The sequence below is a fragment of the Enterobacter cloacae complex sp. P1B genome (assembly GCF_014982345.1).
GTDB lineage: Bacteria > Pseudomonadota > Gammaproteobacteria > Enterobacterales > Enterobacteriaceae > Enterobacter > Enterobacter bugandensis.
The window spans coordinates 109,117-123,535 of record NZ_JADCLF010000012.1 but is presented as its reverse complement, the minus strand read 5'-3'; the positions used below and the strand labels follow the sequence as shown (position 1 = coordinate 123,535).

The following is a 14,419-nucleotide window of genomic DNA, read 5'->3' as shown; positions in this document are numbered from 1 at the left end:
CCTCTTAACCTTTTCGGAACATTTTCCCCAACCAAAAAGCGATTCCTGCGATAATCCGCCTGCACTGTGACTGGAGTCGCAGCGTTTTCCGTTAGTAAGGGTTTTATCCAGATGCACAAATCTATGAGCCCCGTCGCGGTTAACATCCCCAGAAAAACCCTACAATTTCAGGCAGTACATATTGGCTAAGGAGCAGTGATATGCGTGTTACTGGTTTAACCCCGCAAGATCTCAAGGCTTATGGTATTCACGACGTCCAGGAAGTGGTCTACAACCCCGATTACGATACGCTGTATCAGGAAGAGCTCAATCCAGCACTGGAAGGATACGAGCGCGGTGTGTTGACGAACCTTGGTGCTATCGCCGTCGATACCGGTATCTTTACCGGTCGTTCGCCGAAAGATAAGTATATCGTCCGAGACGAAACTACCCGCGATACGCTGTGGTGGGCTGACAAGGGCAAAGGGAAGAACGACAACAAACCGCTCTCCCCGGAAACCTGGCAGCATCTGAAAGGGCTCGTCACCCATCAACTTTCCGGTAAGCGTCTGTTCATTGTCGACGCTTTCTGCGGCGCTAACGCCGACACCCGCCTTTCCGTGCGTTTCATTACCGAAGTGGCCTGGCAGGCGCATTTCGTTAAGAATATGTTTATTCGTCCGACCGACGAAGAGCTGCATGACTTCACACCTGACTTCATCGTGATGAACGGTGCGAAATGCACTAACCCACAGTGGAAAGAGCAGGGTCTGAACTCCGAAAACTTCATTGCCTTCAACCTGACCGAACGTATTCAGCTGATCGGCGGTACCTGGTATGGCGGCGAAATGAAGAAAGGGATGTTCTCGGTCATGAACTACCTGCTGCCGCTGCGCGGTATTGCCTCTATGCACTGCTCGGCGAACGTCGGCGAGAAAGGCGACGTAGCGGTGTTCTTCGGTCTTTCCGGCACCGGGAAAACCACGCTCTCCACCGATCCAAAACGCCGTCTGATTGGCGATGACGAACACGGCTGGGACGATGACGGGGTGTTTAACTTCGAAGGCGGTTGCTACGCGAAGACCATTCGCCTGTCTGAAGAGGCCGAGCCGGATATCTTTCACGCGATCCGCCGCGACGCGCTGCTGGAAAACGTCACCGTGCGTGCCGACGGCTCTATCGACTTCGACGATGCGTCAAAAACCGAAAACACCCGCGTCTCTTACCCGATCTACCACATCGACAACATCGTGAAGCCAGTGTCAAAAGCGGGCCATGCCACGAAGGTGATTTTCCTGACGGCGGATGCGTTCGGCGTGCTGCCACCGGTTTCCCGCCTGACCGCCAGCCAGACGCAGTACCACTTCCTCTCTGGCTTTACCGCCAAGCTGGCGGGTACCGAGCGTGGCGTCACGGAGCCAACCCCAACCTTCTCCGCCTGCTTCGGTGCAGCCTTCCTGTCGCTTCACCCGACGCAGTACGCTGAGGTGCTGGTGAAACGCATGCAGGCATCCGGCGCGCAGGCCTACCTGGTGAATACCGGCTGGAACGGTACCGGCAAACGTATCTCCATCAAAGATACCCGCGCCATTATCGACGCCATTCTGGATGGTTCTCTGGATAATGCCGAAACCTTCACGCTGCCGATGTTCGATCTGGCCATTCCGACGGAACTGCCGGGTGTGGACACGCGTATCCTCGACCCGCGCAATACCTACGGATCGCCGGAACAGTGGCGCGAGAAGGCGGAATCGCTGGCGAAGCTGTTTATCGAGAACTTCGAGAAGTACACCGATACCCCGGCGGGTGCTGCGCTGGTGAGTGCGGGTCCGAAGCTGTAGGTAAAAGCAAAAAGGCAACGAAAGTTGCCTTTTTTAATGTTTTCTCCCTCTCCCCGTGGGAGAGGGTCGGGGTGAGGGCATCAGACCGCACTATCCCTCTTTCACCTGCCCCCGCGTCACCGGCACCGGCAACCAGGCGCGAATGCTCAACCCGCCCCGCTCGCTGGTACCAATCTCCAGCAATCCGTTATGGTTATCCACAATACGCTGCACAATCGCCAGGCCTAAGCCCGTACCGCTGGTGCTGCGCGCGCTATCGCCGCGCACAAATGGCTGGAACAGATGCTTACGCTGCTCGGGCTTAATGCCCGGGCCGTCGTCTTCCACCTGGAACCAGGCGCGGTTGAGTTCAGACCCGCTGCTAACCTTAATCCAGCCGTTACCGTAGCGCGCCGCGTTAACCACCATATTGGCCACCGCACGCTTAATGGAAAGCGGGTGCATACGAACCTGAATTTCACCGTCCTGAAGGTCAGTATCAATTTCACGCTCATAACCACTTTCTGCGGCCACCACTTCGCCCAGCACCGCGTTCAGATCGGCCATTTCCATCGGCATCTCCTGACCGGTGCGCAGGTAGTCGATGAACTGCTCGATGATGGCGTTACACTCTTCGATGTCCTTGTTAATAGACTCGGCGAGATAACCGTCCTCTTCACCCATCATCTCCGTCGCCAGACGAATACGCGTTAGCGGAGTACGCAGGTCATGACTGACGCCGGCCATCAGCAGCGTACGGTCATCCGCCAACTGCTTAACGCCTGCCGCCATATGATTAAACGCGCGCGTTACTGAACGCACTTCAGAGGCACCATATTCACGCAGTGGAGGAGGAATAATGCCTTTACCGACCTGCAGCGCCGCGTGCTCCAGGTCGACCAGCGGTCGGTTCTGGATACGGATAAACAGCCACGCGCCGCCTATCGCCAGCAGCATAATGGCAAGGGTGTAGCGGAACAGCGGCGAGAAATCGCCCTGATGGATTTCAGTCAGCGGAACGCGTACCCAGATGTTGGGTGACAGCCAGGTTTTCAGCCAGACGACGGGCGAGCTTTTGTTGACCTCAACGCGCACTTCCGTCGGGCCACCCAGCTGTTGCGCCATCTGCTGGCTGAGGAATTCATAGTGCTGCGCCCAGCGCAGGCCAGCATCTTCCGCCGCTTCATTGGAGTAAAGCGAAATGCCCAGTTCACGGTAGATTTCACGGCGAAATGCCGGGGGAACAACCAGCTGCGTGCCGTCCTCCAGCTGCAGCTTATCGGTCATCAGCATACGCACTTCGTAGGCCAGGACCTTATTAAACTGCTGGAGGCTCGGCAGAATCGCAAAGTTCAACACCACCAGGTAGGTCGTCACCAGGCTGACGAACAGCAGGGTGACGATCAGTAAGAGGGTGCGGGCAAACGAGCTTCGCGGCGAGAAGCGCATTCGCCTCATGCTTTAGAGCCGTCCGGAACGAACACGTAGCCCAGACCCCATACGGTCTGAATATAACGAGGATGCGCCGGATCTTCTTCCACCATGCGGCGCAGGCGGGAGATCTGCACGTCGATGGAGCGTTCCATTGCGGAGTATTCGCGACCGCGCGCCAGGTTCATCAGCTTGTCGCGGGAAAGCGGCTCGCGCGGGTGGCTGACCAGCGCTTTCAGTACGGCAAACTCGCCGCTGGTGAGCGGCATTGGCTCATCTTCACGGAACATCTCGCGCGTGCCGAGGTTCAGCTTGAACTTGCCGAAGGCAATGACGGCTTCTTCCTGGGACGGCGCGCCCGGCAGTTCATTCGCCTGACGGCGCAGCACGGCACGAATACGCGCCAGCAGCTCGCGCGGGTTAAACGGTTTTGGAATGTAGTCATCGGCGCCGATTTCGAGGCCTACGATACGGTCAACTTCTTCGCCCTTCGCCGTCACCATAATGATCGGCATCGGGTTGCTCTGGCTGCGCAGACGGCGGCAGATAGAAAGCCCGTCTTCACCCGGCAGCATCAGGTCGAGAACCATCAGATGGAAAGATTCGCGGGTCAGCAGACGGTCCATCTGCTCAGCGTTCGCGACGCTACGAACCTGGAAGCCCTGCTCGGTCAGATAACGCTCAAGCAGCGCGCGCAGGCGCATGTCGTCATCCACGACCAGAATTTTGTAGTTTTCTTGCATTGTGTGTACTCCCAAAGGTTCGGATAGTCTTTGTAACAGCGTATTCTAAAAAAGTGCACGTATTCGACCAGTTAATTCTGGTATAAATTCTAGTCGAAATTGTTACAAAGCATATTTAACAGCAGCTTATCTGTTCATTTCATCACATAAATCATTATTAATCCTGTCTGTTACACTGTGTGGTACGTATTGTGCGCAAAACAGAGAACCGGCAGCAAAGGCAGCACCATGAAAACGCCCCTGATCACCCGCGAAGGGTACGAAAAGCTCAAAAAAGAGATGGATTACCTGTGGCGCGAAGAGCGTCCTGAAGTAACCAAAAAGGTGACCTGGGCGGCAAGCCTGGGCGATCGCAGCGAAAATGCTGATTATCAGTACAACAAGAAGCGGCTGCGCGAAATTGACCGCCGGGTACGCTATCTGACGAAGTGTCTCGAAAATCTTAAAATTGTCGATTACTCCCCGCAGCAGGAGGGCAAAGTGTTCTTCGGCGCGTGGGTGGAGATTGAAAACGACGATGGGGACACCCTGCGTTTTCGCATCGTCGGTTACGATGAAATTTTTGGTCGTAAAGATTACATTTCTATCGACTCCCCGATGGCCCGCGCGCTGCTGAAAAAGGAAGTGGGCGATTTAGCCGTCGTTCAGACCCCAGCCGGTGAAGCCAGCTGGTACGTCAATGAGATCGTCTACGTAAAATAGTCCGAGAGCGCCCTCCCCGGCTGGCATTTTGCCGTGTCAGCCCGTATAACTATCCCCTGATTTTTGACCCACAAGATGATAAAGCCATGATGAAAGATTCGCTCTGCCGCATTATTGCGGGTGAACTTCAGGCCAGAGCCGAACAGGTAGAAGCTGCCGTTCGCCTGCTTGATGAAGGGAACACCGTGCCGTTTATTGCACGTTATCGTAAGGAAGTCACAGGCGGTCTGGATGACACGCAGCTGCGTAACCTGGAGACCCGCCTGGGTTATCTGCGCGAGCTGGAAGAACGTCGTCAGGCGATCCTCAAATCCATCGGCGAACAGGGCAAGCTGACCAGCGAGCTGGAAAGCGCCATTAACGGCACCCTGAGCAAAACCGAACTCGAAGATCTCTATCTGCCGTACAAACCGAAGCGCCGTACCCGCGGGCAGATTGCGATTGAGGCGGGCCTTGAGCCGCTGGCAGAGCTGCTGTGGAATGAGCCATCTCACGACCCGGAAACCGAAGCGGCAAAATTCGTCGACGCCGACAAAGGTGTCGCTGACACCAAGGCCGCTCTGGACGGCGCGCGCTACATTCTGATGGAGCGCTTCGCGGAAGACGCCGCCCTGCTGGCCAAAGTGCGTGATTATCTGTGGAAGAACGCCCACATCGTCTCTACCGTCGTCGCGGGCAAAGAGGAAGAAGGCGCGAAGTTCCGCGACTACTTCGATCACCACGAACCGATTTCGACCACCCCGTCTCACCGCGCGCTGGCGATGTTCCGCGGCCGCAACGAAGGCGTGCTCCAGCTCTCCCTGAACGCCGACCCGCAGTTTGACGAGCCGCCGAAAGAGAGCCAGTGCGAGCAGATTATCATCGACCATCTCGGCCTGCGCCTGAACAACGCCCCGGCGGACAGCTGGCGCAAAGGCGTGGTGAGCTGGACGTGGCGCATCAAGGTGCTGATGCACCTGGAAACCGAGCTGATGGGCACCGTGCGCGAGCGAGCGGAAGACGAAGCGATCAACGTCTTCGCCCGTAACCTGCATGACCTGCTGATGGCCGCTCCTGCGGGCCTGCGCGCCACCATGGGGCTCGATCCGGGCCTGCGTACCGGCGTTAAGGTGGCGGTCGTTGACGGCACCGGCAAGCTGGTCGCCACCGATACCATTTACCCGCACACCGGCCAGGCAGCGAAAGCCGCCGTCGTGGTGGCGGCGCTGTGCGAGAAGTACAACGTGGAGCTGGTTGCCATCGGTAACGGCACCGCATCACGCGAAACCGAGCGTTTCTACCTCGACGTGCAGAAGCAGTTCCCGAAAGTGACGGCACAGAAAGTGATCGTCAGCGAAGCGGGCGCATCGGTCTATTCCGCCTCTGAGCTGGCGGCGCAGGAGTTCCCTGACCTGGACGTTTCCCTGCGCGGCGCGGTCTCCATCGCCCGTCGTCTGCAGGATCCGCTGGCGGAGCTGGTGAAGATCGATCCGAAATCCATCGGCGTGGGCCAGTATCAGCACGACGTGAGCCAGACGCAGCTGGCGCGCAAACTGGACGCGGTCGTGGAAGACTGCGTAAACGCCGTCGGCGTGGACCTGAACACCGCCTCCGTTCCCCTGCTGACCCGCGTGGCGGGCTTAACCCGCATGATGGCGCAGAACATCGTCGCCTGGCGCGATGAGAACGGCCAGTTCCAGAACCGTCAGCAGCTGCTGAAAGTGAGCCGTCTGGGGCCGAAAGCGTTTGAGCAGTGCGCGGGCTTCCTGCGTATCAACCACGGCGATAACCCGCTGGATGCCTCTACCGTTCACCCGGAAGCGTATCCAGTGGTGGAACGCATCCTGGCCGCCACCCAGCAGGCGCTGAAGGATCTCATGGGCGACAGCAGCGCTCTGCGTAACCTGAAAGCCGTTGATTTCACCGACGAAAAATTTGGTGTACCAACCGTTACCGACATTATCAAAGAGCTGGAAAAACCGGGCCGCGATCCGCGTCCTGAGTTCAAAACGGCGACCTTTGCTGACGGCATCGAGACCATGAACGATCTCCTGCCGGGCATGGTGCTTGAAGGCGCGGTGACCAACGTCACCAACTTCGGCGCGTTTGTGGATATCGGCGTGCACCAGGACGGTCTGGTGCATATCTCTTCCCTTGCCGACAAGTTCGTTGAAGACCCGCACACCGTGGTCAAAGCGGGCGACATCGTGAAGGTGAAAGTGCTAGAGGTGGATCTGCAGCGCAAGCGTATCGCCCTGACCATGCGTCTGGATGAGCAGCCGGGCGACACCAGCGCGCGCCGTGGCGGCAACGGCGGAGGCCGCGAGCAGCAGCGTCCGGCCACGAAAGCCACAAAACCGCGCGGGCGTGACGCGCAGCCTGCGGGCAACAGCGCGATGATGGACGCGCTGGCAGCGGCGATGGGTAAGAAACGCTAAGGTAACCCCCCTCACCCTAACCCTCTCCCCAATGGGGAGAGGGCCGGGGTGAGGGGAATAAAATCCTCTCAAATATATGAAACCGATTGCACACCCATATTTAAACCGCTATTTATCACTCCATTAACAAATACGCTTTTTATTCCTTCCCGGGTAATTCTGCAAATATTGAGCAAGGTCAATCAGACCGCAAATTAATACGATTAACAACATCCCGTCACATTTTTATTATTGCTGATAAAAACTATTCTCATTATCATCGCAGTGTAGATTATTTAACCTCTCGTGGAATCAGGCATTATGCAATTCACTCCAGACAGTGCATGGAAAATTACCGGTTTTACCCGCGAAATTAGCCCGGCCTATCGGCAGAAGCTGCTGTCACTTGGCATGCTGCCCGGCTCATCATTCCAGGTTGTGCGTGTGGCGCCGTTGGGCGATCCTGTTCATATCGAAACCCGGCGCGTAAATCTGGTTCTGCGCAAAAAAGACCTCGCATTAATTGAAGTTGAATCTTTATCCCGTTAACAAGCCAGCGGTTTCGGTGGGTCTAATACAATGAAAAAATTAACTATTGGCTTAATTGGCAATCCTAATTCCGGCAAGACAACCTTATTTAATCAGTTAACCGGCGCACGCCAGCGCGTGGGAAATTGGGCAGGCGTAACGGTTGAACGTAAAGAAGGCCAGTTCGCGACAACGGACAATCAGGTCACCCTCGTTGACCTTCCCGGCACCTACTCCTTAACCACGATTTCATCCCAGACTTCGCTCGATGAGCAAATTGCCTGCCACTACATTCTTGGCGGCGACGCGGATCTGCTGATCAACGTGGTCGACGCTTCGAACCTCGAGCGAAACCTTTACCTGACGCTACAGCTGCTGGAGCTGGGGATCCCCTGCATCGTGGCGCTCAACATGCTCGACATTGCGGAAAAACAAAAGCTGCGCATCGACGTCGATGCGCTCTCCGCGCGCCTGGGCTGTCCGGTGGTTCCGCTGGTCTCGACCCGCGCTCGCGGTATCGACGCCCTTAAGCTGGCGATTGACCGCCACGCGGGAAACCGCGACGTTGAGCTGGTCCACTACGCCCAGCCGCTGCTGCGCGAAGCCGAACTGCTGGCGCAGGAGATGGACAGCAGCATGCCTGCAAAACAGCGCCTGTGGCTCGGCCTGCAGATGCTGGAAGGGGATATCTACAGCCGCGCTTATGCCGGACATGCGGCGGATAAGCTGGACGTGGTCCTCGCCCGTCTCAGCGACGAGCTGGACGATCCGGCGCTGCACATCGCCGATGCGCGTTATCAGGCCATTGCGTCAATTTGCGACGTGGTCAGCAACGCCCTTACCGCAGAGCCCAGCCGCTTCACGGCGGCGGTGGATAAGATTGTGCTCAACCGCTTCCTCGGTTTGCCCATCTTCCTGCTGGTGATGTACGTGATGTTCCTGCTCGCGATTAACATCGGTGGCGCGTTGCAGCCGATTTTTGACGCCGGTTCTGTCGCGGTCTTCGTACACGGTATTCAGTGGGTAGGTTACACCCTGCACTTCCCGGAATGGCTGACCATCTTCCTTGCCCAGGGGATTGGCGGCGGTATCAACACCGTGCTGCCGCTGGTACCGCAGATCGGCATGATGTATCTGTTCCTCTCGTTCCTCGAAGATTCAGGTTACATGGCGCGCGCCGCCTTCGTGATGGACCGCCTGATGCAGGCGCTGGGGCTGCCGGGCAAATCGTTCGTCCCGCTGATCGTCGGCTTCGGCTGTAACGTGCCGTCGGTAATGGGCGCGCGCACCCTGGATGCACCGCGTGAACGACTGATGACCATTATGATGGCGCCGTTTATGTCCTGCGGCGCGCGTCTGGCAATCTTTGCCGTCTTCGCGGCAGCCTTCTTTGGCCAGCAGGGCGCGCTGGCGGTCTTCTCGCTGTACGTGCTGGGCATCGTGATGGCGATCCTGACCGGCTTAATGCTCAAGCACACCATCATGCGCGGTGAAGCGTCACCGTTTGTAATGGAGCTTCCGGTCTATCACGTCCCGCATCTGAAAAGCCTGGCGATCCAGACCTGGCAGCGCCTGAAAGGCTTTGTGCTGCGCGCCGGTAAGGTGATTGTTATTGTCAGTATTTTCCTGAGCGCGCTGAACAGCTTCACCCTCACCGGTCAGGCGGCAGATAACATCAACGACTCTGCCCTCGCCTCCGTCAGCCGCGTCATCACGCCGGTCTTCAAACCGATTGGCGTGCAGGAGGATAACTGGCAGGCGACCGTGGGCCTGTTCACCGGTGCGATGGCGAAAGAGGTGGTCGTCGGGACCCTGAACACGCTCTACACCGCAGAGAACATTCAGGAGCAGGAATTTAACCCGGCGGAGTTTCACCTCGGTGACGAACTGCTGGGTGCCGTAGAGGAGACCTGGCAGAGCCTGAAAGACACCTTCAGCCTGAGCGTGCTGGCTAACCCGATTGAGGCCAGCAAAGGCGACGGCGAAATGGCGACCGGTGCCATGGGCGTGATGGGCGAGAAGTTTGGCAGCGCGTCCGCAGCCTACAGCTACCTGATCTTTGTTCTGCTCTATATTCCGTGCATCTCGGTGATGGGGGCGATTGCCCGTGAGTCCAGCCGCGGCTGGATGGGCTTCTCCATTCTGTGGGGGCTGAATATAGCCTACTCGCTGGCGACGCTGTTTTACCAGACCGTTAACTTCAGCCAGCATCCGCGCTACAGCCTGGTCAGCATCCTGGCGGTCATCCTGTTTAACGTGATTGTGATTGGCCTGCTGCGCCGGGCGCGAAGCCGCGTTGATATCAACCTGCTGGCGACGCGTAAAACCCCGGCCACCTGCTGCAACAGCCCGGCTGGCGACTGTCACTAAGGGGAAAAACAGATGGCATCGTTGATTCAGGTTCGTGACTTACTGGCATTGCAGGGACGCATGGAGGCAAAACAGCTCAGCCTTAGCCTGCATACGCCGCAGCCGATGATCGATGCCATGCTGGAGCGCCTGGAAGCCATGGGTAAAGCCGTGCGGATTCAGGAAGAAGCGGAGGGTTGCCTCTCCGGCAGTTGTAAAAGCTGTCCGGAAGGAAAGGCCTGTCTCAGGGAGTGGTGGGCACTGCGCTAATAAAGCCGGGCATTGCTGCCCGGTTTTATCGTATTACTTATAGACGTCCGCAGTAGCGCGTACGTTTTTGGTCTGTTTTTCTGCGCTGGTGACGACGAAGTATGTCCCGCCCAGCTCATCCGCTTTCTTCGACAGCTCTTTTCTTGCATCCATCGGCGCGGTGGTGTCAGACGTAGAAATCTCACCAATTTTCGTCAAATTCATCCCGGCAACTTTATCTTTTTCCAGCTCTTTTGCCGCAAAAACGCCAAATGACAGTGACCCAATAACCAGAGAAGTGACAATACCTGTAACAAGTTTCATAGCCTGACTCTCCATAGGATTGTTGTTTTGATTATCGTAGGCAGAACAACCGCAACGACATCTGGAGTATGGTTGCGGTGTGTAACTTTTTCCAGGCTGGATAGAAAATAATCAGTCTAAACGTTGACTTAACGCAACCAACGCTGAACAAAATTCCGTCGGATGAGAGATAAACGGCGCATGCGCGGCTTTTGCTATGACCTGTGATTCGCTGTCCGGCCAGAGGGAATCCAGAAGTGGGACCACTTTGCGCGGCACCAGCCCGTCGAGATAGCCATAGATGCGCAGGTGCGGCATGCTCAGCCCGGCCAGCGGCTCGCGCAGATCGGCCGTTTTCAGGATCTCAAGACCGCCGTTAAGCACCTCGACGTCCGGCATCGGCAGGGAGAGCACCACCTGCTTTAACGCTCTGGCATCCTGACGCGCGGTTTCGGTGCCCATTGTCTGCAAGGCGAGGAATCGCTCGACGGTCCGCTGGAAATCGTCGCTCAGCTGCTGCTGGAAGCCCGCCAGAACATCAGGTTTGATGCCGGGCCACGCCTCTTGTGCGCTAAAGCATGGCGACGAGGCCACGGTGACCAGCGCCCTAACGCGCTCGGGCCAGGAGAGTGCAATCTGGCTTGCCACCAGCCCGCCCAGACTCCAGCCCAGCCAGATGGCATTTTGCGGCGCGGCGTCTACAACGTGCTGCGCCATTTCATCAAGCGACATCGCGCCAAAGCCACGGCTGCGACCATAGCCCGGCAGATCAACCAGATGTAATGTAAATTGCGAGGCAAGTTCCTCGCTTATGCAATGCCACACTTCCGCATTCAGGCCCCATCCGTGCAGCAGCACAAGATGGCAATTTCCTGTCCCTACGGTCTGCCACCACAGCGTCTTCATCAGTTACTGTTCTCTTTTTTCACATGGAGGTTGCACATGCTAACAGTGCCTGGCTTGTGCTGGCTATGCAAAATGCCGCTTGCCCTCAGCGTGTGGGGCGTCTGTTCCGTCTGCACGCGTTCGCTGGAAAGGCATATCACAACCTGCCCGCAATGTGTTTTACCGGCGGCGAACCGCGATTTGCCCTGCGGCCGCTGCCTGAAAAAATCCCCGCCGTGGAGCGCGCTGGTGGCCGTGGATGATTATGTTCCGCCGCTGAGCGGGCTTATTCACGCCCTGAAGTTTTCCGGCCAGAGTTCGCTGGCGCAGCCCCTTGCCCGCCTGCTTTTGCTGGCCGTTTTACAGGCGCGACGAACCCGCGCTTTGCCGAAAATCGACATGGTGGTGAATGTCCCCTTATACCGACGCCGGCACTGGCGGCGCGGCTATAATCAAAGCGACCTGCTCTGCCGCCCGCTCGCCCGGTGGCTGGGCTGTCGCTACGATGCCAGCGCGATTACCCGCGTTCATGCCACCGCCATCCAGCATCAGCTAAACGCCCGGCTTCGCAAAAGGAACCTGAAAAACGCCTTTCGCCTTGAATTGCCGGTCCACGGCCTCCATATCGCCATCGTGGATGACGTCGTCACCACAGGCAGTACCGTTGCTGAACTTTCCCGACTGCTTTTGCAAAGCGGCGCCGCGTCGGTTCAGGTATGGTGTCTGTGCCGTACCTTGTAGCCCTTCTTCAATGGGCGTATGATTATACCCAGGTAATTTAGTCAACTATTAGGCCAAAGCTATGATCCGTATTTCCGATTCTGCACAAGCGCACTTTGCCAAACTGCTGGCAAATCAGGAAGAAGGGACGCAGATCCGCGTGTTTGTGATCAATCCAGGCACTCCGAATGCAGAATGTGGTGTCTCTTATTGTCCTCCGGACGCTGTGGAAGCAACTGACACTGCCCTTAAATTTGAACAGCTCACCGCTTACGTCGATGAACTGAGCGCGCCGTATCTTGAAGATGCGGAAATCGACTTTGTCACCGACCAGCTGGGTTCTCAGCTGACCCTGAAAGCGCCAAACGCCAAAATGCGTAAAGTTTCTGACGATGCGCCACTGATGGAGCGCGTTGAGTATCTGCTGCAGTCCCAGATCAACCCACAATTGGCTGGCCACGGCGGTCGCGTTTCCCTGATGGAAATCACGGAAGACGGCCTGGCGATCCTGCAGTTCGGCGGCGGCTGTAACGGTTGCTCCATGGTCGACGTGACCCTGAAAGAAGGGATCGAGAAGCAGCTGCTGAACGAATTCCCGGAACTGAAAGGCGTGCGCGACCTGACAGAGCACCAGCGCGGCGAGCACTCTTACTACTAATTCAGTACCCGTCTGTATTGCCCGGTAGCGCTGCGCTTACCGGGCCTGACTCCCTTGCCTTCCCCTCTATATGTTGACCTGCGTCTCATAATTCAAATTTTGCCTCACCGGGTGATTCTCAACCACGACATGTTACCCGTATCATTCTCGTGGGCACTCAACACCCTTATAACAGCCGACTAAACTTAACTGTTTCGCAGGCATCAGTATGAGTGCCGTTAACCACTCTGTTCCCAGTTGGGACAACCGGAATTTGTCGTTGAAACAATGACGTTACCCATAACAATTCAAAGGCCAGGTAAATCATGCCATTAGTCATCGTTGCTATCGGTGTTGTGTTATTACTGCTCTTGATGATCCGCTTCAAAATGAACGGATTTATCGCTCTGGTTCTGGTGGCACTTGCAGTCGGTCTGATGCAGGGGATGCCGCTGGTTAAAGTTATCAGCTCTATCAAAGCCGGTGTCGGCGGCACGCTCGGCAGCCTGGCGCTGATCATGGGCTTCGGCGCCATGCTCGGTAAAATGCTGGCGGACTGCGGGGGCGCGCAGCGTATTGCCACCACGCTTATCGAAAAGTTTGGCAAGAAGAACATCCAGTGGGCGGTGGTGTTAACCGGTTTTACCGTCGGTTTCGCGCTGTTCTATGAAGTGGGCTTCGTGCTGATGCTGCCGCTGGTGTTCACCATCGCCGCCGCGGCCAACATCCCGCTGCTGTTCGTGGGTGTACCAATGGCTGCTGCGCTGTCCGTGACCCACGGCTTCCTGCCGCCGCACCCGGGTCCAACCGCCATCGCCACCATCTTCCACGCCGATATGGGTAAAACCCTGCTGTTCGGTACGATTCTGGCGATCCCGACCGTAATTCTGGCAGGCCCGGTGTATGCCCGCTTCCTGAAAGGCATTGATAAGCCTATTCCGGAAGGTCTGTACAACGCCAAAACCTTCACTGAAGAAGAGATGCCAGGCTTTGGCGTCAGCGTCTGGACCTCGCTGGTACCGGTGATCCTGATGGCAATGCGCGCCGTGGCGGAGATGATCCTGCCGAAAGGCCACGCTTTCCTGGCCGTTGCCGAGTTCCTCGGCGACCCGGTGATGGCAACGCTGATTGCGGTATTGATTGCGATGTTCACCTTCGGCCTGAACCGTGGCCGCTCCATGGATCAGATCAACGACACGCTGACCTCGTCCATCAAAATCATTGCCATGATGCTGCTGATTATCGGCGGTGGCGGTGCGTTCAAGCAGGTGCTGGTCGACAGCGGCGTGGACAAATACATCGCTTCCATGATGCATGAAACCAATATCTCTCCAATCCTGATGGCGTGGTCTATTGCTGCCGTGCTGCGTATCGCGCTGGGTTCTGCAACCGTTGCGGCGATTACAGCGGGCGGTATCGTTGCGCCGCTGATTGCCACCACGGGCGTCAGCCCTGAGCTGATGGTTATTGCGGTAGGCTCCGGCAGCGTGATTTTCTCTCACGTGAACGATCCGGGCTTCTGGCTGTTCAAGGAGTACTTCAACCTGACCATCGGTGAGACCATCAAGTCCTGGTCAATGCTGGAAACCATTATTTCGGTCTGCGGCCTGGTAGGGTGTCTGCTGTTGAATATGGCTCTCTGACTCTCCTGCTCGATCGGTTCCCTCTCCCCTTTGG

At 57.0% G+C, this 14,419-nt stretch carries 13 protein-coding genes; 9 read left to right on the top strand and 4 right to left on the bottom strand.

The genetic code is table 11. From position 1 onward, the window contains the following. Positions 1-200: 200 nt before the first annotated feature. On the top strand, positions 201-1,820 hold the full coding sequence (gene pckA, locus INF77_RS12615; protein WP_193532543.1) for a phosphoenolpyruvate carboxykinase (ATP): 1,620 nt from the start codon (positions 201-203) through the stop codon (positions 1,818-1,820). A gap of 90 nt (positions 1,821-1,910) precedes the next feature. Here pckA and envZ read toward each other — a convergent pair whose 3' ends face one another. Both envZ and ompR read right to left on the bottom strand, forming a co-directional pair. After that, on the bottom strand, positions 1,911-3,257 hold the full coding sequence (envZ, locus tag INF77_RS12610; protein WP_028014672.1) for a two-component system sensor histidine kinase EnvZ: 1,347 nt from the start codon (positions 3,255-3,257) through the stop codon (positions 1,911-1,913). Then, entirely contained in the window at positions 3,254-3,973 is a 720-nt protein-coding gene (gene ompR, locus INF77_RS12605) for a two-component system response regulator OmpR (RefSeq protein WP_001157751.1), read from the bottom strand. The genes envZ and ompR overlap by 4 nt, the downstream gene beginning before the upstream one ends. A gap of 228 nt (positions 3,974-4,201) precedes the next feature. Here ompR and greB point away from each other — a divergent pair, with 228 nt between their 5' ends. The 5 genes from greB (at position 4,202) to feoC (ending at position 10,218) form a co-directional block, all read left to right on the top strand. Next, the gene (greB, locus tag INF77_RS12600; RefSeq protein ID WP_014885539.1) at positions 4,202-4,675 is read left to right on the top strand and encodes a transcription elongation factor GreB; all 474 of its coding nucleotides are present in this window, start codon (positions 4,202-4,204) and stop codon (positions 4,673-4,675) included. An 86-nt stretch (positions 4,676-4,761) separates the two neighbouring features. Next, positions 4,762-7,092: a Tex family protein gene (locus INF77_RS12595; protein WP_193532544.1), complete on the top strand. Its 2,331-nt coding sequence runs from the start codon at positions 4,762-4,764 to the stop codon at positions 7,090-7,092. Positions 7,093-7,392: 300 nt separating this feature from the next. Further along, complete coding sequence (feoA, locus tag INF77_RS12590; protein WP_006177893.1) at positions 7,393-7,620, top strand: ferrous iron transporter A; 228 nt, start codon at positions 7,393-7,395, stop codon at positions 7,618-7,620. Between the two features lie 30 nt (positions 7,621-7,650). Beyond that, on the top strand, positions 7,651-9,969 hold the full coding sequence (feoB, locus tag INF77_RS12585) for a Fe(2+) transporter permease subunit FeoB (protein ID WP_193532545.1): 2,319 nt from the start codon (positions 7,651-7,653) through the stop codon (positions 9,967-9,969). 12 nt (positions 9,970-9,981) lie between these two features. Then, positions 9,982-10,218 carry a [Fe-S]-dependent transcriptional repressor FeoC gene (gene feoC, locus INF77_RS12580; protein WP_041911908.1) on the top strand — a complete coding sequence of 79 codons (237 nt, stop codon included), beginning with the start codon at positions 9,982-9,984 and terminating at the stop codon, positions 10,216-10,218. A gap of 33 nt (positions 10,219-10,251) precedes the next feature. On the opposite strand, the gene INF77_RS12575 is transcribed toward feoC, so the two are convergent. Both INF77_RS12575 and bioH read right to left on the bottom strand, forming a co-directional pair. Beyond that, positions 10,252-10,521 (bottom strand): YdgH/BhsA/McbA-like domain containing protein, encoded by a 270-nt coding sequence (locus INF77_RS12575; protein ID WP_028014676.1) that lies wholly within the window; start codon positions 10,519-10,521, stop codon positions 10,252-10,254. Positions 10,522-10,632: 111 nt separating this feature from the next. Beyond that, positions 10,633-11,406 carry a pimeloyl-ACP methyl ester esterase BioH gene (gene bioH, locus INF77_RS12570; RefSeq protein ID WP_028014677.1) on the bottom strand — a complete coding sequence of 258 codons (774 nt, stop codon included), beginning with the start codon at positions 11,404-11,406 and terminating at the stop codon, positions 10,633-10,635. A 36-nt stretch (positions 11,407-11,442) separates the two neighbouring features. Between bioH and gntX the strand changes: the two genes are divergently transcribed. The 3 genes from gntX to gntT all read left to right on the top strand — a co-directional run bounded on the left by gntX (position 11,443) and on the right by gntT (position 14,385). Then, positions 11,443-12,126 carry a DNA utilization protein GntX gene (gene gntX, locus INF77_RS12565; RefSeq protein WP_193532546.1) on the top strand — a complete coding sequence of 228 codons (684 nt, stop codon included), beginning with the start codon at positions 11,443-11,445 and terminating at the stop codon, positions 12,124-12,126. A 61-nt stretch (positions 12,127-12,187) separates the two neighbouring features. Then, positions 12,188-12,763, top strand: coding sequence for a Fe-S biogenesis protein NfuA (gene nfuA / locus INF77_RS12560; protein ID WP_003861601.1), 576 nt, complete (start codon positions 12,188-12,190; stop codon positions 12,761-12,763). A gap of 305 nt (positions 12,764-13,068) precedes the next feature. After that, the gene (gntT, locus tag INF77_RS12555; protein WP_193532547.1) at positions 13,069-14,385 is read left to right on the top strand and encodes a gluconate transporter; all 1,317 of its coding nucleotides are present in this window, start codon (positions 13,069-13,071) and stop codon (positions 14,383-14,385) included. Positions 14,386-14,419 lie beyond the last annotated feature (34 nt).